At 55.6% G+C, this 23,565-nt stretch carries 20 protein-coding genes; 5 read left to right on the forward strand and 15 right to left on the reverse strand.

Annotated elements, in window-relative coordinates:
• Positions 1-9 precede the first annotated feature (9 nt).
• From pheS to apbC, 12 genes are all read right to left on the reverse strand, one after another.
• Positions 10-993 (reverse strand): phenylalanine--tRNA ligase subunit alpha, encoded by a 984-nt coding sequence (pheS, locus tag ACY8FN_RS14555; protein ID WP_042023323.1) that lies wholly within the window; start codon positions 991-993, stop codon positions 10-12.
• 321 nt (positions 994-1,314) lie between these two features.
• On the reverse strand, positions 1,315-1,671 hold the full coding sequence (gene rplT / locus ACY8FN_RS14560) for a 50S ribosomal protein L20 (protein ID WP_005300683.1): 357 nt from the start codon (positions 1,669-1,671) through the stop codon (positions 1,315-1,317).
• Between the two features lie 15 nt (positions 1,672-1,686).
• Positions 1,687-1,884, reverse strand: coding sequence for a 50S ribosomal protein L35 (rpmI, locus tag ACY8FN_RS14565; protein WP_005315535.1), 198 nt, complete (start codon positions 1,882-1,884; stop codon positions 1,687-1,689).
• Between the two features lie 84 nt (positions 1,885-1,968).
• Positions 1,969-2,517: a translation initiation factor IF-3 gene (gene infC / locus ACY8FN_RS14570; RefSeq protein WP_042023226.1), complete on the reverse strand. Its 549-nt coding sequence runs from the start codon at positions 2,515-2,517 to the stop codon at positions 1,969-1,971.
• Between the two features lie 3 nt (positions 2,518-2,520).
• Positions 2,521-4,449, reverse strand: a complete 1,929-nt coding sequence (thrS, locus tag ACY8FN_RS14575; protein ID WP_042023223.1) for a threonine--tRNA ligase — start codon at positions 4,447-4,449, stop codon at positions 2,521-2,523.
• An 854-nt stretch (positions 4,450-5,303) separates the two neighbouring features.
• Positions 5,304-6,391, reverse strand: a protein-coding gene (locus ACY8FN_RS14580; RefSeq protein ID WP_463099321.1) for an IS3 family transposase whose coding sequence is annotated in 2 segments (ribosomal slippage) — positions 5,304-6,142 and positions 6,142-6,391 — 1,089 coding nt in all. Because the reading frame shifts where the segments join, the coding sequence is not laid out codon by codon here.
• 39 nt (positions 6,392-6,430) lie between these two features.
• Positions 6,431-7,486 (reverse strand): IS110 family RNA-guided transposase, encoded by a 1,056-nt coding sequence (locus tag ACY8FN_RS14585; protein ID WP_463100403.1) that lies wholly within the window; start codon positions 7,484-7,486, stop codon positions 6,431-6,433.
• 63 nt (positions 7,487-7,549) lie between these two features.
• Complete coding sequence (locus ACY8FN_RS14590; RefSeq protein ID WP_463100404.1) at positions 7,550-8,512, reverse strand: IS1595 family transposase; 963 nt, start codon at positions 8,510-8,512, stop codon at positions 7,550-7,552.
• A gap of 112 nt (positions 8,513-8,624) precedes the next feature.
• Positions 8,625-10,094: an inorganic phosphate transporter gene (locus ACY8FN_RS14595; RefSeq protein ID WP_139691231.1), complete on the reverse strand. Its 1,470-nt coding sequence runs from the start codon at positions 10,092-10,094 to the stop codon at positions 8,625-8,627.
• A gap of 375 nt (positions 10,095-10,469) precedes the next feature.
• The gene (gene dcd, locus ACY8FN_RS14600) at positions 10,470-11,051 is read right to left on the reverse strand and encodes a dCTP deaminase (protein WP_101324860.1); all 582 of its coding nucleotides are present in this window, start codon (positions 11,049-11,051) and stop codon (positions 10,470-10,472) included.
• A gap of 63 nt (positions 11,052-11,114) precedes the next feature.
• On the reverse strand, positions 11,115-11,759 hold the full coding sequence (gene udk / locus ACY8FN_RS14605; RefSeq protein ID WP_005352133.1) for a uridine kinase: 645 nt from the start codon (positions 11,757-11,759) through the stop codon (positions 11,115-11,117).
• A 110-nt stretch (positions 11,760-11,869) separates the two neighbouring features.
• Positions 11,870-12,952: an iron-sulfur cluster carrier protein ApbC gene (gene apbC, locus ACY8FN_RS14610; protein ID WP_463100405.1), complete on the reverse strand. Its 1,083-nt coding sequence runs from the start codon at positions 12,950-12,952 to the stop codon at positions 11,870-11,872.
• A gap of 187 nt (positions 12,953-13,139) precedes the next feature.
• Here apbC and metG point away from each other — a divergent pair, with 187 nt between their 5' ends.
• Complete coding sequence (gene metG, locus ACY8FN_RS14615) at positions 13,140-15,170, forward strand: methionine--tRNA ligase (protein ID WP_463100406.1); 2,031 nt, start codon at positions 13,140-13,142, stop codon at positions 15,168-15,170.
• A gap of 125 nt (positions 15,171-15,295) precedes the next feature.
• Here metG and ACY8FN_RS14620 read toward each other — a convergent pair whose 3' ends face one another.
• The gene (locus ACY8FN_RS14620; protein WP_303846303.1) at positions 15,296-15,568 is read right to left on the reverse strand and encodes an acylphosphatase; all 273 of its coding nucleotides are present in this window, start codon (positions 15,566-15,568) and stop codon (positions 15,296-15,298) included.
• 353 nt (positions 15,569-15,921) lie between these two features.
• Positions 15,922-17,487, reverse strand: coding sequence for a flagellin N-terminal helical domain-containing protein (locus ACY8FN_RS14625; protein ID WP_463100407.1), 1,566 nt, complete (start codon positions 17,485-17,487; stop codon positions 15,922-15,924).
• A gap of 293 nt (positions 17,488-17,780) precedes the next feature.
• On the opposite strand from ACY8FN_RS14625, the gene ACY8FN_RS14630 reads away from it, so the two are divergent.
• Both ACY8FN_RS14630 and ACY8FN_RS14635 read left to right on the forward strand, forming a co-directional pair.
• On the forward strand, positions 17,781-18,974 hold the full coding sequence (locus ACY8FN_RS14630; RefSeq protein ID WP_042023211.1) for a class I SAM-dependent methyltransferase: 1,194 nt from the start codon (positions 17,781-17,783) through the stop codon (positions 18,972-18,974).
• Between the two features lie 379 nt (positions 18,975-19,353).
• Entirely contained in the window at positions 19,354-20,538 is a 1,185-nt protein-coding gene (locus ACY8FN_RS14635; protein WP_463100408.1) for an acyltransferase family protein, read from the forward strand.
• 34 nt (positions 20,539-20,572) lie between these two features.
• Here the strand turns inward: ACY8FN_RS14635 and ACY8FN_RS14640 are convergent, their stop codons facing one another.
• On the reverse strand, positions 20,573-21,001 hold the full coding sequence (locus tag ACY8FN_RS14640; protein ID WP_463100409.1) for a GNAT family N-acetyltransferase: 429 nt from the start codon (positions 20,999-21,001) through the stop codon (positions 20,573-20,575).
• Positions 21,002-21,396: 395 nt separating this feature from the next.
• Between ACY8FN_RS14640 and selD the strand changes: the two genes are divergently transcribed.
• Both selD and mnmH read left to right on the forward strand, forming a co-directional pair.
• Positions 21,397-22,434 carry a selenide, water dikinase SelD gene (gene selD, locus ACY8FN_RS14645; RefSeq protein WP_101347360.1) on the forward strand — a complete coding sequence of 346 codons (1,038 nt, stop codon included), beginning with the start codon at positions 21,397-21,399 and terminating at the stop codon, positions 22,432-22,434.
• A 13-nt stretch (positions 22,435-22,447) separates the two neighbouring features.
• Positions 22,448-23,563 carry a tRNA 2-selenouridine(34) synthase MnmH gene (gene mnmH, locus ACY8FN_RS14650; RefSeq protein ID WP_463100410.1) on the forward strand — a complete coding sequence of 372 codons (1,116 nt, stop codon included), beginning with the start codon at positions 22,448-22,450 and terminating at the stop codon, positions 23,561-23,563.
• Positions 23,564-23,565 lie beyond the last annotated feature (2 nt).

A 23,565-nucleotide genomic window follows, 5' to 3' on the forward strand; every position in this document is an offset into this window, starting at 1 on the left:
CTCTCGCCCTTACTTGAACTGCTTGAGGAAGCGCAGGTCGTTTTCGAAGAAGGCACGCAGGTCGTTGACCCCGTAACGCAGCATGGTCAGGCGCTCAACGCCCATGCCGAAGGCAAAGCCGGAGTATTTTTCCGGATCGATACCGACCGAACGCAGTACGTTCGGGTGCACCATGCCGCAGCCCAGCACTTCCAGCCACTTGCCGTTCTTGCCCATCACATCCACTTCGGCGCTCGGCTCGGTGAACGGGAAGTAGGAAGGACGGAAGCGAATGGTGAGATCTTCCTCGAAGTAGTTGCGCAGGAAGTCGTGCAGAATGCCCTTCAGCTCAGTAAAGCTGGCATGCTCGTCAACCAGCAGACCTTCAACCTGATGGAACATCGGGGTGTGGGTCATGTCGTAGTCGTTACGATAGACGCGGCCCGGCGCGATGATGCGAATTGGCGGCTGTTGCTGCTGCATGGTGCGGATCTGCACACCGGAGGTGTGGGTACGCAGCATCAGATCAGGATTGAAGTAGAAGGTATCGTGATCGGTACGCGCCGGGTGATGAGCCGGAATATTCAGCGCATCGAAGTTGTGGAAGCCATCTTCAATCTCGGGACCACGGGCAACCTTGAAGCCCATCTCGCCAAACAGGCGCTCGATGCGTTCAATGGTACGGGTCACCGGATGCAGACCACCATTCTCGATACGGCGGCCCGGCAGGCTAACGTCGATGGTCTCGGCGGCCAGTTTCTGGTTCAGCACGGCGACTTCGAGGGCTTCACGACACTCGTTCAAGGCATCTTGAACCTGTTGTTTGGCCTGGTTGATCACGGCGCCCGCAGCGGGACGCTCTTCGGCAGACAGGGCGCCCAAGCCCTTCATTTGCTCGGTAAAAAAGCCTTTTTTGCCCAGATATTTGACCCGGATCTCATCGAGGGTAGCGATATCGCTCACGCCCTCAATATCGGCCTTGGCTTGGCCTACTACTTCTTCAAGCTGTTGCATGTCTTCCTCGTCACCACTCCGAAACAGGAGCCTTTAGGCTAAATAAGGTCAAGAGGGGAATAATACAAAAAAAGGCCCTTCACTGACCATAGTTATGGCCTGCTTTTCTCCCTATAAATCATTTTGTTATATCAAGCGAGTCTCAACTCCTACCCTATCCTCTTGAAATAGTGGTTAACTGATTTTGTTTGTTGGCATATTTATGGGTATCGAGTCAGCTATTGTGGTTTATTGAAAATGTGGGGGAAGAAGTTGACGGCAAAACAGAAATAACAAAAAAGGAGGCCTGAGCCTCCTTTTAACTTTTATAACAGAACCGGATTAAACCAGAGCTGCTTTAGCTTTTTCAACCAGGGCGGTGAAAGCCAGCTTGTCGTGAACAGCGATATCGGACAGGATCTTACGATCGATCTCGATAGACGCTTTCTTCAGACCGTTGATCAGACGGCTGTAAGACAGACCATTCTGACGGGCAGCAGCGTTGATACGCGCAATCCACAGCTGACGGAACTGACGCTTTTTCTGGCGACGGTCACGATAGGCATACTGACCAGCTTTAGTTACCGCTTGTACCGCTACGCGGTAAACACGGGAACGGGCGCCGTAGTAACCTTTGGCGGCTTTCATTACTTTTTTGTGACGAGCTCGAGCAGTCACACCACGTTTAACTCTTGGCATTTTTTACATCCCCCCTTATGCGTACGGCAGACAAGCGACAACACGTTTGTGGTCGGCAGCGGAAACCATGAACTTAGGTCCCAGCTTGCGCTTACGCTTGCTGCTCTTCTTGGTCAGGATGTGACGCAGGTGGTTATGCTTGCACTTAAAGCGACCCGAGCCGGTCTTTTTGAAGCGCTTTGCAGCACCCCGGTTGGTTTTCATCTTCGGCATTTTATACTCCGCATTGTGAGTGACAACAAAATCGCAAGGCGAACCAACTCACGGGCGAACCCGTGAGTCAATTTCTTGTGGGCCTTAAGATTTCTTCTTAGGTGCGAGGACCATCACAGCTTGACGGCCTTCGACTTTCGGGAACGACTCGACTACGGCCAACTCTTCCAGATCGTTCTTGACGCGTTCCAGAACCTTGATACCAAGATCCTGGTGTGCCATTTCACGACCACGGAAGCGCAGGGTGACCTTAGCCTTGTCCCCGTCTTCTAGAAAGCGAACCAGGTTGCGTAGTTTTACCTGATAGTCGCCTTCGTCAGTACCAGGACGGAATTTGATTTCCTTAACCTGGACGACTTTCTGCTTTTTCTTCTGTTCTTTGGTTGTTTTGCTCTTTTCGTAGAGGAATTTACCGTAATCCATGATCCGGCAAACGGGCGGCTCAGCATTTGGACTGATCTCGACCAGATCAACTCCGGCCTCTGCGGCCAAGTTCAGTGCTTCCTGAATGGTGGTGACGCCAATGGCTTCTCCATCCAGACCAGTCAGACGAACTTCTTTCAGACGGATCTCTTCATTGATCCGGTGAGCGCGGGCTTGCGGTTGCTTGCCCAGTTTTTTTCCGCCTTTTATAGCTTATTCCTCCACTTTCTTTTGTCCGCGGGTCTGAACTTCCTGGGTCAACAGAGCGATGAACTCTTCAACAGGATAAGTGCCCAGGTCAGCCCCTTTACGAGTCCGTACTGCAATCTTACCGGCTTCAACTTCTTTATCGCCGCAGACCAGCATGAAAGGTACTCGCTTCAAAGTATGCTCGCGGATTTTAAAGCCAATCTTCTCATTTCTCAAGTCCGCTTTTGCGCGAATACCCGCATCATTCAATGATTTGGCTACTTTCACCGCATAATCGGCCTGATTATCCGTGATATTCATGACCACAGCCTGAGTCGGCGCCAACCAGGTTGGAAACAGACCGGCGTACTCTTCAGTCAGAATACCGATGAAACGCTCGATAGAACCCAAAATGGCCCGATGGATCATCACAGGTACGTGGCGCTCGTTGTTTTCGCCAACATAAGTGGCGCCCAGACGACCGGGGAGAGCAAAATCGAGCTGTACGGTACCACATTGCCACGCACGATCAAGGCAATCATGCAGGGTAAATTCAATCTTGGGACCGTAGAAGGCGCCCTCGCCCGGCTGCAGATCGTATTTCAGACCATTGAGATCCAGTGCTTCGGCCAGTGCGGCCTCGGCACGATCCCAAGCCTCATCTGAACCGATACGCTGTTCGGGACGGGTGGAGAGCTTGACCACGATGTTCTCGAAGCCAAAGGTGCCGTAGACGTCATAGACCATACGAATACAGCCGGAGACCTCTTCCATGATCTGCTCTTCGGTACAGAAGATGTGAGCGTCATCCTGAGTGAAGCCACGCACCCGCATCAAACCGTGCAGCGAACCGGACGGTTCATTGCGGTGGCAAGAGCCAAACTCGGCCATCCGCAGCGGCAGATCGCGGTAGGACTTCAGACCCTGGTTGAAGATCTGGACGTGACCCGGACAGTTCATCGGCTTGATGGCGTACTCGCGGTTCTCGGACTGGGTGGTGAACATGGCCTGGGCATACTTCTCCCAGTGGCCTGAACGCTCCCACAGGACGCGGTCCATCATGAAGGGACCCTTCACTTCCTGATAGTCATACTCTTTAAGCTTGCCACGGATAAAGGTTTCCAGCTCACGGAAGATGGTCCAGCCATCGTTGTGCCAGAACACCATGCCGGGCGCCTCTTCCTGCATGTGATACAGGTCGAGTTGCTTGCCGATCTTGCGGTGATCACGCTTGGATGCTTCTTCCAATCGTTGCAGATAAGCCTTGAGCTGCTTCTTGTCGGCCCAGGCAGTGCCGTAAATACGCTGCAACATTTTGTTGTTGGAGTCGCCACGCCAGTAGGCGCCAGACATTTTTTGCAACTTGAAGTGGTGGCAGTGACGCATGTTAGGCACGTGCGGGCCACGACACATATCCACGTACTCTTCGTGATGATAGAGACCAGGCTGGTCATCACGGGCAATATTCTGATCCAGGATCTCGACTTTATAAATCTCACCACGGGCATCAAACACGTCACGTGCTTCCTGCCAGGAGACTTTTTTCTTGATGACGTCGTAATCCTTGGCTACCAGCGCCAGCATGCGCTCTTCCAGGGCAGCCAGATCTTCATCGGTCAGGGTGCGGTCAAGATCAACGTCGTAGTAAAAACCGTTGTCAATGACAGGACCGATGGCCATCTTGGTCTGGGGCCAGAGTTGCTTGATAGCATGACCCAGCAAGTGGGCACAGGAGTGGCGCAGGATGTCCAGACCTTCTTCGTCTTTGGCGGTGATGATGGCCAGTGCAGCATCGGCTTCGATCAGCTCGCACGCATCCACCAGTTCACCGTTTACCCGACCGGCAATGCACGCCTTGGCGAGACCGGGACCGATGTCCGCGGCCACATCCATCACGGAAACAGAGTGGGCAAATTGACGTTGGCTGCCGTCAGGCAGAGTAATGATTGGCATTATAGGTTTCCTTATACAGTGGTGACCCGTACCAAAGGCCACATGTAGTCGCGATAATTCCTTTAAAATCAAGCTCTTCACTCTAGTGTTTCACCATAAACCAAACGGTTGGTACACAGAGCGGTACACACATCAGTTTGTGCGTCATGCTGTCAGTTTCAGGATCCGGCGTGGATTGTATCAAACATGCGATATCAAACAAATTGTTAAACATCGTACATCTTAAAACCACTCGCTCGGCTTGGCGCCCCTGCCCCACCGGATACCATGGGCTGTCGCGATGGAGATCCTGTAACCCGCAGGGTGTGACCATAAGAAAGTGGGCAATCATCACGTTGAGCGCGGCATACCATCGCCAGCAGGTAAACGGACATCACCGTAGCTTGAAACTACGGAGGGTGCATTCCCATGGCGCGGCGACCCACGACTGCATAACTGTCCGGGTTGGCACAGGATGATCTGGTGTTACGGCAGGGAAACGAATATCTAGCGTGTTGGCATAGCGTTCAGGGATACGCCCTGCAACACGTAATGGGGCATAGTTATAAAAAATGTATGGTCTGCTCCTTATCTGCAAGCTTGAACTGATTTCCAGAAGTCGTTTGCGTCAATGTATCCGGCCTGTCTGTGAGCCGTTTTCCGGCTCTGGCCTTGATGGGATCCGCACGTCGTCGTCCTAATAAAGCTACCAGTCATGAGAGACTGCTTTTTTAGCCAGGCTGCAACGTCGTGGGGTGAACGCTTCTGTCATCTGTTTTTGGCTCGCAAAACCGGGTATGAGTTATATCTGTTAAACGGCTGCGCTTGCGTTGGGAGGTAATCCCCCCATTTTTAGGGGCATTCAAAAGTAGAGGTCATGCAGCCTTTGCCAGATGCTGCTTCGGGGTATAACCATCCAGCGCCATATTGGGCCGCTCATGGTTATAAACCCACAGCCATTGGGTTGCAAACTCTTGGAGCTCCTCCAGCGTGCCAAACAGATGATGAGCCAACCAATCGTAACGTACCGTTCTGTTAAACCGCTCTATGTACGCGTTCTGCTGAGGATTGCCTGGTTGGATATACCCCAAGGTGATCTCCTGTTTCGCCGCCCACGCCTTGAGCACTTCGCTGATATATTCTGGTCCATTATCGCACCGGATCATCGCCGGTTTGCCACGCCACTCAATCACCTGTTCCAGTGCGCGCTTGATCCGTGAAGCGGGCAATGAAAAATCGACCTCAATGCACAGCGCCTCGCGGTTAAAATCATCGATCACATTAAACAGTCGCACTGACCGGCCATCGCTCAGTTGATCGTGCATAAAATCCATCGACCAGCAGTGGTTAGGCTGGGCAGGCACGGCCAGAGCCTGTGGCTTTTCACGTACCAGTCGCTTCTTGGGCTTGATGCGCAAGTTCAGTTCAAGCTCCCGATAGATCCGGTAGACCCGCTTGTGGTTCCAAGCAAACCCTTTGACGTTACGCAGGTAGAGGAAGCAGAGGCCAAAGCCCCAGTTCCGCTGGCTGTTGGTGATACGCAGCAACCAATCCGCAATAAGCTGGTTTTCATCGGCGAGCATGGGTTGATAGCGATAACAGCCTTCGCTGACCTTGAAGATGTTGCAGGCTAGCCGGATAGAAATGGCAAAGAGCGACACGGCTTTGATAGCCATCTCCCTGCGGGCAGATGGCGTCACCACTTTTTTGCTATGGCCTCGGCGATAATCTCGGCTTTGAGGCGCTCCTCGGCATACATCTTCTTGAGGCGGCGGTTTTCCTCCTCCAGCTCTTTGAGGCGAGCCATGAGAGAGGCATCCATGCCACCGAATTTGGCGCGCCACTTGTAAAAGGTCGCGGAACTGATGCCATGCTCGCGGCAGAGTTCAGGGACGGGTGAGCCAGACTCGGCCTGTTTGAGGATGGCGATGATTTGGGCATCGCTAAAGCGTGATGTTTTCATGTTAGAACCTCCTGCGTTCAAGATACGAGAAAATTCTACTTATGAGCACCCCAGGTTTTCGGGGGGATTACCGGGATAGGGTTGGTAATCCCTGCCGGATGTCAGTACTTTCCAGCAAATTCGCATTATCTTGTTGGCCAAGGCGATAAGGACCACATGATGGTGATGGCCGGCCTCCAGCCTAGCGACCCATTCGCCTAACGATGATTTGTCACGCTTCATGTGAATTTTCAGCGCTTTGGCGCCCTGAATAACCATTTGCCTTAAATAGCTATTGCCACGCTTACTGATCCCGCCGAGCGAAGATTTTCCGCCCGTTGAATATTGCCTGGGGACCAGCCCCAACCAGGCTGACAGGTCGCGGGCTTTCTTGAATTGTGAGCCATTGCCAATCGCGGCAATCAACGCGGTTGAGACAATCGGTCCAATGCCGGGGACGGTACTGATTTTTTGGCACAAACTTGATGCGCTTGAGGCTTGTCCGAGCATGAGGCTCATGTCATCAATCTGAATATCCAGCTGTTGCCACCGTTCTCTCAGGCGTAATACCAGGGCGCGGATAAAGTCAGGCAAGCCATTCTCGGCATCTTCAAGGATCGTCGGCAGAGAGCGCTCGAAGACTTTTCTGCCGACTGGCACGGTGAGCCCATATTCCAGCAGCAACGCTCGCATCTGATTGACAGTGGCGGTACGTTCGACGATGAAACGCTGACGGACGCGATGAGTCGCCTGCAATGCCAGTTGCTCATGAGATTTCAACGGGACACAGCGCATAGTGCCTCTGCTACCAGCCTCGGCAATGGCGGTAGCATCGTTGAAGTCATTCTTGTTTGATTTGAGGTAGGGCTTCACAAATTGGGCAGGGATAATCTTGGGTTCGAACCCCGCCTGTTGAAACAGGCGCCCCCAGTATTGCGAACCAGGACATGCCTCGAAGGCGACCCGACAGGGTGGGGTCGTACTGATGAACTGTTTCAGTTGTGAACGAGTGAGCTTTTGCTTGGTCAATACATGCCCCATGCGATCCATCGCCACCAGGTGAAACCAATTTTTGCCTAAATCGATCCCGTAAATGTAAATCTGCGCTTGAGTCATGATGAGCCTCCTTGATGCTGGCTACAGCATAGCGGGGTGGATGGAGCAGACCATCCCATTAGGCTATGTCCCAATTACGTGTTGTATGGGGTGCCCCAGCGCCTCATGCAAACACGCTTTGATATTCACTCCCTTCCCGTAACGCTCCAGCATCCTGCGCCAACCCAGATAATTCCTCAGATAATGAGTTGCGACGCCATGAAAGCGCACCATCCATTCTTTCAATCGATGGTGATAGCCGTTTACATGTTGAATGTGGAATGCTCCGACCACTCGCTCACCCTGACGATTGCGCACTACTTGATGAGTCACTCCCTGCACTTTACTGAAACTGGCATACACGCCCGCGCCATCGCTACACAGCACGGCATCCGGCGAGACAAGCGGCTTCAAGACCGCGATGACTGTTTCGGCGTTCATCTTTTCCAACTGAAAATCTGCATGATGGCCAGCACGGTCCTGCACCACCATCACCGGGATGTAATCCGGCCCGGTTCCCCGGGTTCGCCCTTTACCTCCACGACGCCGAGCCAGACGAGGTAATCCACGTTGCCCCTTGAACGACTCGAGGAAGAAGGTTTCATCGACCTCAACGATACCCTCTTCCCGTGTGGCTTGATGGGCGGCCATCGCACGCAAGAAGCGGTGGCGCCAGAGGAAGGCAGTGTTTTTGCTGACCCCGCAACGCAGAGCGGCCCGGCGGACAGTGAGTCCTTCAATGAGGGCTTGCGCGTAGTCTTCCCAGCATTGGGCTTTACGTAATCTGGCCAAGGGGGTCTTGGTCAACACGGTGCTGGTGCGCAGACACTGTTTGCAACGGTAGCGACGTAAACCCCGACTCCATCCCCAGGGAGCCAACTGATTGGCATCGGCCTGGCAATGTGGGCAACCACTGCATGCAGGTAACTGGGAGTTCAGGGAGGTAATGGCGTGGGGCGCAGAGAGTTCCTGCTGAGCAACACGGCGTTGGCGCAGGGTAAGTTGTGGAAAGAGAGACAACAGGTGTTGAAAGGCTGGGGTATCCATGATGGTAGACCTCAAGGTGATGGCCTACTTCAAGCTTAGCCTTTCAACACATAATTGGGACAGCGCCTAAAAAAAGGGCCCGTAGGCCCTTTAGCAAAATCAGTGGTCACGCTCAGCTAAACAGATGGTGGCTGATGATAAACAAGCCACCAGAGAGCAGCATGGTCAACGGCAAGGTCAGCACCCAGGCCATCAAGATGGTTTTGATGGTCTGGCTCTGCAGCCCTGATTTATTGGCCACCATGGTACCCGCTACCGCTGAGGAGAGAATATGGGTAGTGGATACCGGCATACCGGTCAAACTGGCGACCCCGATAGAGGCGGCTGCCGTGATCTGGGCGGCAATGCCCTGGCTATAGGTCATACCGGTTGAACCGATCTTTTCACCTACGGTGTGAACGATACGACGCCAGCCCACCATGGTGCCGCAACCCAGCGCCAGTGCGATGGAAACGATAACCCAGGTTGGTGCATATTCCGCTGTTGCGGTCAGGTCTTTGCGCCACTTGGCCAGGTCGGTCAACTCTTTGGCTGGCAGTGGCAACTTGGCAACCTTACGCGCTGTATCATCGATACACAGCAGCAAACGGCGCACTTCACGACGATCGGTAAGATTGAGCTCCTGATAAGTCCGAACGGCACCCAGGCGAGCATCCAGTGTCGCCATTGCCTGCAATACACCATCCGCAGAGCAGTGGGTCATCAGCTCTTCCTGGGCCGTTGCTGGCGCAGAGAAGTTGATCACCTCCCCTAAAGAGGCCTGGTTGCGCTGATAGATCTCCATGATCCGTTGGTTGGCATCCTGGGTTCGGTCCAGGTCATAAGAGCGACTGTTCATGTCCAGGGCAAAGTAAGAAGGCGCCATACAGATAAGCACCAGCATCACCAGACCAATGCCTTTCTGGCCATCGTTAGAACCATGCACAAAGCTAACGCCCATGGCAGACGCTACCAGGGTCAGTCGCGCCCAGAATGGTGGATGCTTTTTGCCATCAACCAATTGACGCTCTTCCGGTGTTTTGTGGATCTTGTTGCTGGTCCAGATCCGCTTCATCGCCAGCAACAGCAGTGCTGCCACGATAAAACCTATGGTCGGAGAGATGATCAGGGACAGCATGATATCGATGGCTTTGCCAACGTTGATCCCTTCCGTCACAGGTTGATGGGTGATCCAGGCATAGGCACCGCCCACCCCCAGGATGGAACCGATCAAGGTATGTGAACTGGATGCCGGGATCCCGAAGAACCAAGTACCCAAATTCCACACGATGGCGGAAAACAGCAGGGAGAACACCATGATCAACCCTTGGGTGGAATCCATCCCAAGCAACAGGTCGATAGGCAGCAAATGGACAATCGCATAAGCAACGCCCAACCCACCTAACATGACGCCAAAAAAGTTAAAGATCCCCGATGAAACAACCGCCAGGTGTGCTGGCATTGCCTTGGTATAGATAACCGTCGCTACCGCATTGGCGGTATCGTGAAAGCCATTGATAAATTCATAGGCAAGCACAAAAAAAACGGCCAATACCAAACCAATTGACCACCACAAACCCAAATCACTGAACATTTCAAACATATAAAAAAAGCCTGTTTATGAGTTGCGGCGGATTATGCCAGATGGCGGCCCACACCATAGCCATCATTGAAATATTTCAGTCATAAAAAAAAAGAGCACTCAGGTTAAAAATACTCTACAGCCAGTCGCCACAAGGCTTGCCAGAGATTAATTAAAGCCAATAAACCGTGCGGTAAAATAGCTATTTTGTCGATTTTTACGCCACAAACTCCTCGGTTTTTATGACAAACTCTCCCTTAAAATACGAAAAACAGCACATCATAAGTCGCACGATTCACTCAGACTATCGCCCGCACGGGTCTGAGACGACCACGCCCAATAAAAAAAGGAGCATCAATGTGCTCCTTTTCCACGATGCAGAAATGATAATCCCGCTCAATCCTCGCTCATACGACTGGCAACCGCGCCCTGTTGACTCTTGTACTTGGCATTTTCCCGCTTGTTATAAGGGCGAGCAGCCGCACCAGAGAGCATTTCAAAGTTCAGGGCACCGATCTTCATCTTGGGGCGCAGCGCCAGCGGCAATCTGCCGCCATTGTAGAACTCCAGCACGATGCGGCCAGACCAGCCCGGATCGATCCGGTGCGCGGTCACATGCACCATCAGACCAAGACGGGCCAATGAAGAGCGACCATCGAGCCAGCCGACGATATCGGCAGGCAGGGTAACCGACTCATAGGTGACGGCTAGCGCCAACTGCCCCGGATGAAGATAGAAGGCTTCGCCGTCGGGAATGTGGATCTCGTCACTCATCACCCGCTCGATGGCATCGGCCATTTCGCCGCTCGGGCCGCTCAGATCGATATAAGGAGCGGTATGATCGCGAAACACCCGAAATTCGTTACCCAGCAGCACATCGACACTGACGCCACTGATCCGCTCAACGCCGGGTCTTGGCTCAATAACGATCTTGCCTTCATCAAGATGACGTTCGATATCGGTATCACACAGACGCATTGGGCGACTCTCCTGACAAAATGTTCATTTAAAAAAGCCGGGCATCACCCGGCTTGTTTCGTGTTAACCAATCAACATGTGGCGAATGCGCGCCTTGAGCATGTCGATGGCGATGCGATTCTTGCCACCACGGGGCACAATCACATCAGCATACTGCTTGGACGGCTCGATAAACTGCAGGAACATCGGACGCACCGTCTTCTGATACTGCTTGAGCACGGAGTCCATGGTACGGCCACGCTCTTGCACGTCACGCACCAGACGGCGCAGCAGGCAGATGTCGAGCGGGGTATCCATAAAGATGGAGGCATCCATCAGATCCCGCAGACGACTGTCGGTCAGCAACAAGATCCCTTCCAGAATGATCACCCGACGCGGTGCAAACGGAGTGACTTCGTTCATGCGGGTGTGTTCGGTGTAGGAGTACTGGGGAATGGCGACCGCATCACCTTTGACCAGCTGGCTCAAGTGCTGCACCAGCAGATCGTGATCAAGCGCATTGGGGTGGTCGTAGTTGGTTTTGACCCGTTCTTCCATGGTCAGGTGGGTCTGATCACGGTAGTAGCAATCTTCGGTGATCACACCAATCTGACCTGCGCCCAGTTCGGCCACCAGCTCTTCATAAATGGTCTGGGCGATAAGACTTTTGCCTGACGCAGATGCGCCCGCAATACCGATGATCACACACGAATGTTGAGTATCAGACATGACGAATACCTAAAAGAGAAGAGCAGTGGGGGTGGTTTAAACCGATCCATTATATAAAAAAGGGTGGGCAATGCCCACCCTCAATTCCCTTTCAAGTGACCGATAGCCGATTATTCATCCAGCGCCATGGCATAGAGGGGGGTCGCAATCGGTTTTGCGCTGAAAAAGAGTTCAGCCCCTACCCTGTGCGCCAGCTTCAAATAGGCCTGAGCCAGGCTCCCTTCCGGTGCGCCGAACACGGTTGGGCAGCCATCATCCATGTGTTGGCGGATATCGATGTGCAGCGGCAACTGGCCAAGCAGCGCCACTTGGTACTGCTCTGCCATCTTTTGACCACCACCGGTACCGAACAGCGGCTCATGGTGACCACAGGCGCTGCAGACGTGGTAACTCATATTCTCGATGATGCCGAGCACCGGCACATTGACCTTGTTGAACATGGCGATCCCCTTGCGGGCATCGGCCAGTGCCACATCTTGCGGGGTGGTGACAATGACGGCCGCCGAGGTGGGCACCTGCTGGGCCATGGTGAGTTGAATATCGCCAGTGCCCGGCGGCATGTCCACCACCAGATAATCCACTTCACCCCAACGGGTTTCGCCGAGGATCTGCGCCAGCGCCTTGCTCGCCATCGGGCCACGCCAGATTGTGGCATCCTGCTCGGAAACCAGATAACCGATACTGTTGCTCTTGAGACCGCAGGCCATCACAGGTTCCATCAACTTGCCATCCCGACTGACCGGCTGCTCCTTGAGGGTGCCCATCATGGTGGGGATGGAGGGGCCGTAAATATCGGCATCGAGGATGGCGACACGGGCCCCCTCTTTTTGTAGCGCCAACGCCAGATTGACCGCCGTTGTGGATTTGCCCACCCCCCCCTTGCCGGAAGCGACCACGATGATGTTGCGAATACCCTGCACCGCCGCCAGCCCCTGCGCTCTGGGCATGCTGGCGACATCGATAGAAAGCTGCCAGTCAATACGGGAAACCCCGGTGGCGCTACGCAGCCTGGCATCGAAGTTCTCTTTGAGCTGATCGAGCAGCGACAACGCGGCGAACGGCAATACCAGCCGGATGATCAGCCCCTGATCCTGACGGAGGATCTCACGAACGAATCCGGCATCGACCAGATCCTTGTGCCAGCCAGCAGGCTTAAATTCGGCGAGGATCTGTTTTACTGAATCAATCACCATTAACTCCTCATTATCTTGTCTTTATCTTGAGGTGAACGGTTACCGCACACAAATCAGTGGCTTGCCTGTCATCGTAACGGCAGGTTCTGCCAAGGTTGGCACAGCCACAACCCTAGGCAGGCTACCCCCAATTCGGGTAACATGCACGGCACTGTATCATCCCAACAAGCACATCAAGAACGACTATATGGCAACTGATCCTCGTACAATGCTGGTAACCTGCGCCCTTCCCTATGCCAATGGCTCCATCCACCTTGGCCACATGCTGGAACACATCCAGGCCGATATCTGGGTTCGTTATCAGCGAATGCGCGGTCATCAGGTGCACTTCATCTGTGCCGATGATGCCCACGGCACCCCGATCATGCTCAAAGCACAACAGCTGGGGATCACCCCGGAAGAGATGATTGCGGCCGTATCCAAAGAGCACCAGACCGATTTCGCCGGTTTCAATATCAGCTTTGACAACTACCACTCCACCCACAGCGATGAGAACCGCGAGCTGGCGGAGCTGATCTACGGTCGTCTGAAAGCCGGTGGTTTCATCAAAAACCGCACCATCACCCAGCTGTTCGATCCGGAAAAATCCATGTTCCTGCCGGACCGTTTCGTCAAGGGCACCTGCCCCAAGTGCAAGTCCCCAGAACAGTATGGCGACAACTGTGACAGCTGCGGTGCCACCTACAGCCCGACCGAGCTGATCGATCCGAAATCCGCCGTCTCCGGCGCGACTCCGGTGATGAAAGACTCCGAGCACTTCTTCTTCGACCTGCCGCAGTTTGCAGACATGCTCAAGGCCTGGACCAACTCCGGCGCCCTGCAAGAAGAGATGGCCAACAAGCTGGGCGAGTGGTTCGAGACCGGTTTGCAACAGTGGGACATCACCCGTGACGCCCCCTACTTCGGCTTCGAGATCCCGGATGCGCCGGGCAAATACTTCTATGTCTGGCTCGATGCCCCCATCGGTTACATGGGTTCATTCAAGAATCTGTGCAACAAGCGTGACGATCTGGATTTTGATAGCTACTGGAAAGCGGACTCCAGTGCCGAGCTCTACCACTTCATCGGTAAAGACATCGTCTACTTCCACTCCCTGTTCTGGCCAGCCATGCTGGAAGGTGCGGGTTTCCGCAAGCCGACCAAGGTGTGCGTGCACGGTTATGTCACCGTCAACGGTGCCAAGATGTCCAAATCCAAGGGCACCTTTATCAAGGCATCCACCTATCTGAACCACCTGGATCCGGAGTGCCTGCGTTACTACTACGCCGCCAAGCTCAACAGCCGCATCGATGATCTGGACCTGAACCTCGATGACTTTGTGGCTCGCGTCAACGCCGACGTGGTCAACAAGCTGGTCAACCTCGCCTCCCGCAACGCCGGCTTTATCGCCAAGCGTTTCGACGGCAAACTGGCTGCCACCTGCGCCGAGCCAGAGCTCTACGCCGAGTTCGCCAATGCCCGTGCCACCATTGCCGAGGCGTACGAGAGCCGTGAATTCAGCCGTGCCATCCGCGAAATCATGGCGCTGGCCGACAAGGCCAACCGCTATGTGGATGACAAGGCCCCCTGGGTGCTGGCCAAGCAGGAAGGGGCAGATGCCCAGCTGCAGGAAGTCTGCTCGGTTGGTATCAACCTGTTCCGCGTGCTGATGGCCTACCTCAAGCCGGTGATGCCGCTGTTGGCCGAACGTGCCGAAGCCTTCCTGGGTGAAACCCTCTCCTGGGATGGCGTGGCCCAGCCGCTAACCAACCACCAGCTGGCCCCGTTCAAGGCGCTGTTCTCCCGCATCGAGCCGACCAAGGTAGAAGCCATGGTAGAAGCCTCCAAGGAAGATCTGGCCAAAGAGCAGGCACCGAAAGTGACTGGCCCGCTGGCAGACGATCCCATCAGCGAAACCATCGCCTATGACGACTTCGCCAAAATTGACCTGCGCGTCGCGCTGATCGTCAAGGCAGAAGCAGTGCCGGAAGCGGAGAAGCTGCTCAAGCTGCAACTGGATATCGGTGGCGAGACCCGTCAGGTGTTTGCCGGCATCAAGTCCGCCTACAACCCGGAAGATCTGGAAGGCAAGCTGACCGTGATGGTGGCCAACCTGGCCCCGCGCAAGATGCGTTTTGGCATGTCCGAAGGGATGGTGCTGGCCGCAGGCCCGGGTGGCAAGGATCTCTGGATCCTGGAGCCACAAGAAGGCGCCCAACCGGGGATGCGCGTTAAGTAACGCCACCTGCGACGCTCACCGCGATACATGCAAAGAGAGGCCCGTTGGCCTCTCTTTGCATAGTCCCCTCGTCACGAACCACACTCCCGCCCCCCGCAAGCCTAGCGACACCTCATCGCGCCAGCTCAGTTGGTGTGAAAGCCCTGGCCAGTGGGTGGCAGCGCCTTTTGATACTCCATACGGGTCACTCTGGCGGTGCGCGGGCCATGCTCCAACCAACCCAGCATCATCTGTACCCCTTGCGCGGGGCCGCTGATGAGGATCTCCACCGAGCCATCCTCCAGGTTGTAGGCGTGACCCCGCAAACCCAGTTGCAGTGCCCGCTCCCGGGTGAAATAGCGAAATCCGACCCCCTGCACCTGCCCCCACACCCGAATGACAAACGATTGCTCTCCCATTGCTCAATCACCTCTCACTTAAGAAAAAATCCCCGCAATAATAATGAACGCAACGCTCTCTCTTCTGCAGGATGCGGCTTCATTATGAAAGAAGTTACATTCCGGTAGGTTGACCGCTATCTCATTCACCTCACCCTCAGTGAAAAATGCCATGTTGCGATCTGGTGACCCCTCTGTATCATCGCCTTTCTCAGCGGGTTCCAATCATAGACAGGAGAGATGCGTCAGGCTGTTGCAACGGGTCGAGAACACCTGGCGTGGCAGGCCAGCAACGCCTACGGGAATGGAGCCCGGGTATAGCAGCTCTGAGCGATGCAGGACTGGAAATAAGCCCCCAACTGACTGCCCCCACTTCATTGCAGCAAACTCAGTACCGCACTGGGTCGACTGTTTGCCTGACTCAAAATCGATGAACTCGCTTGCTGCAATATTTGGGTACTGACCAGGCGGGCCGATTCGACCGCCATATCGGCATCCCGGATCCGCGAGCGGGCAGCACTGAGGTTCTCATTGGCATTGGCCAGATTGCGCACCCGTGAATCTAGCGCATTAGCCTGAGCACCAAGTTGTGAACGCTGAACACCCAGCTGTTTCATGCCCGCATCCAGGGTTTGGATCGCTCTGCTGGCGTTGTCGTCACTCAGAACATCAATGTTATCAACGGTATATTTCTTCTTGTCTGCTTGATAAAAACCCAGTGCATTCAAGCTCGCTCCCTGCATATCAATATTGGAGTACTTGTCACCGGATGAGCGCAGTTCCATCTGACCGATATAAGTCGTAGGGGTAACATCGGGCAGCAGAGCGCTCAGAGAAGAATTGCTGACCACCGGAGGCGCCGGTGGTGCAGGCTGCGGAGGGTGCGTTGTGCCATTGGCCAGCGCAAGGCTGTTGCCCTGAGCACTATGTATGGTCAGTTCATTGCTGGCGGGATTGCTGTTGTTGGAGGCACTCACATAAAAACCCAGACCTGCCGATTGCGCAGTACTGTTGATACGCCGAACCACCTCCCTCATCAAATCGCTGTTTTCGGGCGTAGGATTGACCGGATCCCATCCGGTCATATCAATGCCCGTGGTCAAATCCACAGAGTGGCCCGCCACATCGATATAGGAGGGTAATGCGGCTAAATCGACTGCGGAGGCGACTGAAAATGGCAGTTGTTGCGCTTTTACCGGCCCCTGATTATTGGGAAAAGTCGTACCATTAATATCTGCAACGAACGCTTCCAGGGTGGAATAATCCTTGTCAAAGGTGACGCCATTAAGGGTGATTGGCTGAGATGAAAGTTTGAGATCAGCAATGTCATACGCCCCAGGCTTGCGGCCTGCCGGACTGCGCGCTCGCCACTCCATCTCCCCCAGATTTTTGGTCTGGGCATTGAGATCGGTAATGACGGTATTCTGTCCTGCATAGGCGCCGACCGAAAAGATGCCTTTATAACTTCCCGCCAGCAGGTCCTGTCCGGCAAACCGGGTGTCTGTGGCAATCCGATCCATCTCCAACTGCAGTTGCTTGAATTCAGCATTCAGGGCCACGCGATCCTCTGCCGTGTTGGCACCACTTCCTGACTGCAGAGCCAAGGTGCGCATCCGCTGCATCAGGTTCACCGACTCATCGAGCGCACCATCCGCCACGTTGATCACCGAGATCCCATCGTTGGCATTGCGGATAGCCGTGTTGGTCCCGTTCACTTCACTGGTGAGACGATTGCTGATCTGCAAACCGGCCGCATCATCGGCGGCACTGTTGATGCGCAAGCCGGATGAGAGTCGCCGATATACCGAGTCCAGCGTGTTGGATGATTGACCCAGATGGCGAGAAGCGTTGAGGGCAGAAATATTGGTGGCGATGGAGAGGGACATGGGCTGCTCGATACAGGAAAGATTCAAAATGGTCTTCCCCACTATCGACATCATCAAATGACTCTTTAGAGAAAATCCCCCACAAAAAAGATAAAAACGCTAATTTGATTATATTTTACACACACAAAAACACACATTGGCCACAAAACAAGCACAACCAACTAATGCATATAAAATAAGCAGCGTGAAACGCCAACATCAAGATTCAGCAAACCCTGTCGCTCCAACGCCTGGTTGTTGTCCAGGCGCGCTGTGAGTCACGCCGTCATATACCAGCAAAGACTGGCTTAGCCGCCCTATTGCACATAGAATGTGGCCCCTTTTCTTTCTACCATCGGCAAACATCCATGAGCGTATTCATCTATCTCGTCAAAGGTCGCGAAAAATCCCTGCTGCGCCGTCACCCCTGGATCTTCTCCAAGGGGATTGAGCGGGTGGAAGGTAATCCTGTTGACGGCGATACCGTCGAGATTTACGCCAACGATGGCAAGTGGCTTGCCCGTGGTGCCTGGTCAAGCAGCTCCCAGATCCGTGCCCGAGTCTGGACCTTCGACAAGAATGAGACCGTTGATCTCGACTTCTTTATCCGTCGCCTCAAATATGCCCAGGAGTCTCGCGATCCGCTGATCAAGCGTCAGGGTCTCACTGGCTATCGCCTGTGCGCCGCCGAGTCCGATGGCCTGCCGGGTCTGACCATCGACCGTTATGCCGATTTTCTGGTGTGCCAGATCCTCTCCGCCGGTGCCGAGTTCCAGCGTGAGCTGATCACCCAGGCGCTGCGTACCCTCTACCCCGAGTGCAACATCTATGAGCGCTCCGACGTAGCAGTACGTAAAAAAGAGGGGCTGAAAGAGCGCACTGGTGTCATCTATGGCGAAGCCCCGACCGAACCGGTGGTGATCGAAGAGAACGACGGCGTGAAGATCCTGGTGGATATTCGCAACGGCCACAAAACCGGCTTCTATCTGGATCAGCGCGACAACCGTCAGGCGGTCTCCAAATACACCGAAGGCAAACGTGTCCTTAACTGCTTCAGCTACACCGGTGGTTTTGGCATTTATGCCCTCAAGGGTGGTGCCAAAGAGGTGGTCAACGTTGATCTCTCCCAGAATGCGCTGGATATCGCTCGCCAGAACGCCGAGCTGAACGGGCTCGATATCAGCAACACCCAGTTCGTCCGTCACGACGTGTTCAAGCTGCTGCGTGAATACCGCGAGAAGGGCGAGAAGTTCGATGTCATCGTGCTGGATCCGCCCAAGTTTGCCGAGAGCAAGGCCCAACTGCTGGGTGCCTGCCGTGGTTACAAGGACATCAACATGCTGGCGTTCCAGCTGTTGGCGCCGGGTGGCGTGCTGCTGACCTACTCCTGCTCCGGCCTGATGGAGCAGAGCCTGTTCCAGAAGATCGTTGCCGATGCGGCGCTCGATGCCGGTCGCGATGCCCAGATCCTGGAGCTGCTCTCCCAGGCGTCCGATCACCCCATAGGTACCGCCTATCCGGAAGGCTTCTACCTCAAGGGTCTGGTGGTACGCGCCCGCTGATCGGCAACCACCCTCCCCTTGTGATCAATCAGGCCCCTTGCGGGCCTGATTTTTTTGGCGTAATGACGTATAGGCCTGAGCCTGACTCTCACCCCCATCCCTATTACCCCTCTCTGCACTCTTCTCTTTCCGCTTTCCCTGTCCTCCTCTTTCCTTGTCGTCCCCTTTCCCTGCCTGTTCTCCACTTTTTGCCCTGTTTAAATTTTTTTGCACAATTCCTGCACATTTATGATTTAAATCACACCCGTATGACTCTCTTTTTTGTAGTGTGATCCCGCCTGCGGCAGCCAAGCCGGGGGCGCCGTCCATCAGGATTGATGGGCGGCATAACAACAAAAATCGATGTCAGGCCAAGCTGAACATCACAAGGGATCCCGATATGAATCAATCATTGCCGCTGTTAACGCCGCTGCGGGGCATTGCTGCCCTGATGGTGGTGCTGTTCCATGCCCGATTATTGCTCTTTCCCCAGTGGATGGAGCCGATCGCAAGCCACACCCAACTCATCGAGAATGGCTACCTCTGGGTCGATCTCTTCTTTATTTTGAGCGGCGTGGTGCTGGCCCATGTCTACGGGGAGGCCTTCAGCCACAGGCCCCGCACCATCGGCTATGGCCGCTTCCTCTGGCTGCGGCTGACCCGCGTCTACCCCCTCTACCTGGTGACCCTGCTGCTGCTGGTCGGCTGGGAGCTTTACAAGGTGCAGCACGGAGTGGGCTTCTATGCTGGCCCCTTGTTCAAAATGTGGGAGTGGGAAGGGATGCCCCCCTTTGGTTCCCCCTTCACCCCGGCTGACGCGCTGCCAAGCGCCTTCCTGCTGCTGCAGGTGGTGACCGATCACGGGTTGACCTGGAACTTCGCCGCCTGGTCCCTGAGCGTAGAGTGGATAAGCTACCTGCTGTTCCCGCTGCTTATCCCGCTGGCGGTGACCCGCAGTCGCTGGAGCCATCTCGCGCCGCTGTTGGCGCTGACGTTACTGGCCTTTATCGTGCACAGTCGCGGCACGCTGGATGTCACCAGCGGGGCGCTGGCGGTGGGGCGCGGGGTGAGTGAATTTGTGCTCGGGCTCTGGCTACTGCCGAGGGTCAAGGCCGCGCAACCCTTGCCCATGATGAAGCATGATCTGCCGCTGCTGATCGCCTTTGTGCTGCCCTTCGCGCTGATGCAGTTCACCATGACGCCACAACTGACCCTGCTGCTGATCGGTTCCTACGTGCTGTTGATCTGGATTTCAGCCGCGCAAGGAGAGCGCCAGAGCCCGCTGCTGCGCCTGCTGGATAACCGCTTTACCAACTGGCTGGGAGATCTCTCCTACTCCATCTACCTGCTGCATGCGCTGGTACTGCTTACCGGATGCGAACTGATCCACTATCTGGCGCCTGGGCTCACCGAGTGGTGGTATGCCCAGACCAACCCGCTGTTGGGGGTGGTGGCCACCTTGCTGATGCTGGCAGTGCTGATCGGACTCTCTTCTTTAAGTTACAACCAGCTGGAGCGCCCCCTGCAACGGCGCCTGCGCCGCTGGGGCAAGTCACGGCAACCGGCGCTGGAGCAAGCCGGATAAGTTAAACCCACCCTGTCTGGATGAGTTGACGGTCTTATGCCAACTCATCCAGCACCAGTTCATCCTGACTGCTCATCACCCAGGCGCTCGGGTGCTGGCTAAATCCGAGCTTGGGGTAATACTCCACCGCCTGCGGCGCAGCCAGCAGGATCAGCTTGCAGCCCGGCTGCAATTGCAAAAATGTCTCTCGAATAAGTGCTTTGCCAATCCCCTGCCCCTGCACTGACTCGGCCACCGCCAGATCCGAGAAGTAGCAACAAAAATGAAAATCGGTCACCGAGCGAGCCACCCCGACCAGGGTCTCGCCCTGCCAGGCGGTGATCAGCAGATTGGCGTTATCCAGCATGCCCTGCAGGGTAGCCGGATGGTCCAGCGGCCGTCTCGCCCCCAGCGAGGTCTGCGCCAATAGCGCCGCAAACTGCGCCGTGGTAATGGGGTGGTTAACCAAAAATGTGGTGGTCACGAAGATCTCCTCCTATTGCGCAGTGGTTGCAGGCACTATTGCTCTCAATTGACGTTCTCTTTGCTGCATCTGTACTGCAATCAATCAGTGCGCGGCGGATCCAGACCGATGACGCGCAAGTGCGGGCAATTCCCTGCTGTTTATGTGAATTCCTGTTCGAACCCCAAGGGGCAAATGTGGCATAATGCGCCGTCCTGTGGTCCTTGGCGGGGCTGCGCTGGCGCACCTTGTCGCCCTCTTGTTCCCCGTCCGGCCTGGCGGCCTTCCATAACTGCCAGTCATCGCTGCCGCTGTTGGCACCGAGGCCACCCATATTTGCGGCTTCTTGTCTTCCAATCTACAAGGCCGCCCATTGACCAAGACGGCTCCACAGAGCCTCTGCATAAGGGGTAAGTATGTCTTCCATTCGTCTGACCCAATACAGCCACGGCGCTGGCTGCGGCTGCAAAATTTCTCCCAAGGTACTCGACACCATTCTCAAGAGCCAGATCCCGGGTTTCAACGACCCGACTCTGGTGGTTGGCAACAGCAGCAAGGATGACGCAGCCGTGGTCGATATCGGCAACGGTCAGGGCATTGTTTCCACCACCGACTTCTTCATGCCCATCGTCGACGATCCCTTTACCTTTGGCCGCATTGCCGCCACCAACGCCATCAGCGACATCTACGCCATGGGCGGCAAGCCCATCGTCGCCATCGCCATTCTCGGTTGGCCCATCAATACCCTGCCCGCCGAAGTGGCCCAGCAGGTGATCGACGGTGGCCGTCAGGTGTGCCACGAAGCGGGCATCTCGCTGGCTGGTGGCCACAGCATCGACGCTCCCGAGCCCATCTTCGGCCTCGCGGTCACCGGTATCGTGCCTCTGGATGCCATCAAGCAGAACGACACCGCCAAGGTGGGTGACACCCTCTATCTGACCAAGCCCATCGGCATCGGCATCCTCACCACCGCCCAGAAAAAGAGCAAACTCAAGCCCGAGCACGAGCAGCTGGCCCCCAACGCCATGTGCACCCTCAACAAGATCGGCCAGCGTTTTGCCGAGCTACCGGGGGTTCACGCCATGACCGACGTCACCGGTTTTGGTCTGGCCGGTCACCTGCTGGAGATGTGTGAAGGCTCCAAAGTCAGCGCCCGCCTCGACTTCAAAGCGCTGCCGCTGCTGGATGAGGTAGATTACTACCTCTCCGAGGGCTGCGTACCGGGCGGTACCCTGCGTAACCACGACTCCTACGGCCACAAGCTGGATGCCATGGATGATCGCACCCGCAACATCATGTGCGATCCGCAAACCAGCGGTGGTCTGCTGGTCGCCGTGGGCAAGGAGAGCGAAGCCGAGCTGCTCGCCATCGCGCGGGAAGCGGGCCTTGCGCTCTCGCCCATCGGCCAGATCAAGCCCCTTGAGGGCACCCGCTTTATCGAGATTGTTCAATGAGTGAGATAGCCCAATGAGTGAATTGCCGCTGGCCACTGACTACGCCCAGATTTTTTTAGGCGATGTGCCCCTAATTGATGTGCGCGCCCCCATCGAGTTCAAGGAGGGGGCCTTCCCCTGCTCGACCAGCCTGCCGCTGATGACCGACGATGAACGCGCCCAGGTGGGGACATGCTTCAAGAAGCAAGGGCAGGATGCCGCCATTGCGCTGGGTCACAAGCTGGTGGGGGGAGCGGTACGCGCCGAGCGAGTCGAAGGCTGGCTGGAGCAGTTGCGCCAGCAGCCTGATGCCCTGCTCTACTGCTTTCGCGGCGGCCTGCGCTCGCAAACCGTACAACAGTGGCTGGCTGAAGCGGGGATCACCCGCCCCCGCGTCGCCGGTGGCTACAAAGAGCTGCGTCGCTTTTTGATCGAGACCCAGGATAAGGCCTCCGCCGAGTGCCACTGGACAGTGTTGACCGGTATGACCGGCTCCGGCAAGACCCATATGCTGGACCATGTGGCTCAAGCGCTCGATCTGGAAGGGCACGCCCACCACCGGGGCTCGTCGTTTGGTCAGCTGCCCGGTGGCCAGCCCAGCAACATCAACTTTGAAAACAACATGGCCATCGAGCTGCTCAAGCGCCACCATCAGGGCGAACACGCCTTCGTGGTGGAAGACGAGAGCCGGCTGATCGGCCGCTGCTGCCTGCCTATCTCCCTCCATGAGGCAATGAGTCAGGCACCGCTGGTGGTGGTGGATGTGCCGCAGTGTGATCGTGCCGAGCAGATCCGCGAGGATTACGTGCACGATCTCTGGCTGCGCTATCAAGAGATGTATGGCCAGGAAGCCGGTTGGCCGCTGTTTGCCGCCTATCTCACCGATGCGCTGGCCCGCCTCAAGCGTCGCCTCGGCGATCAGGCCCACCGCGAGCTGGATGCCCTGATGCAGACCGCCCTCACCGAGCAGGCCAACAGCGGCTCCACCGAGCTGCATCTGGCCTGGATCACCCTGCTGCTGACCCGCTACTACGACCCCATGTATCTCTACCAGCTTGGCAACAAGCAGGAGCGCATCGTGTTCCGGGGTGACAAGCAAGCCTGTCTCGACTACTTCGCCGAGCAGCACGCCAACGCGCAACAGGGCTGACC

It is taken from the genome of Aeromonas sp. 160P (genome assembly GCF_055193095.1).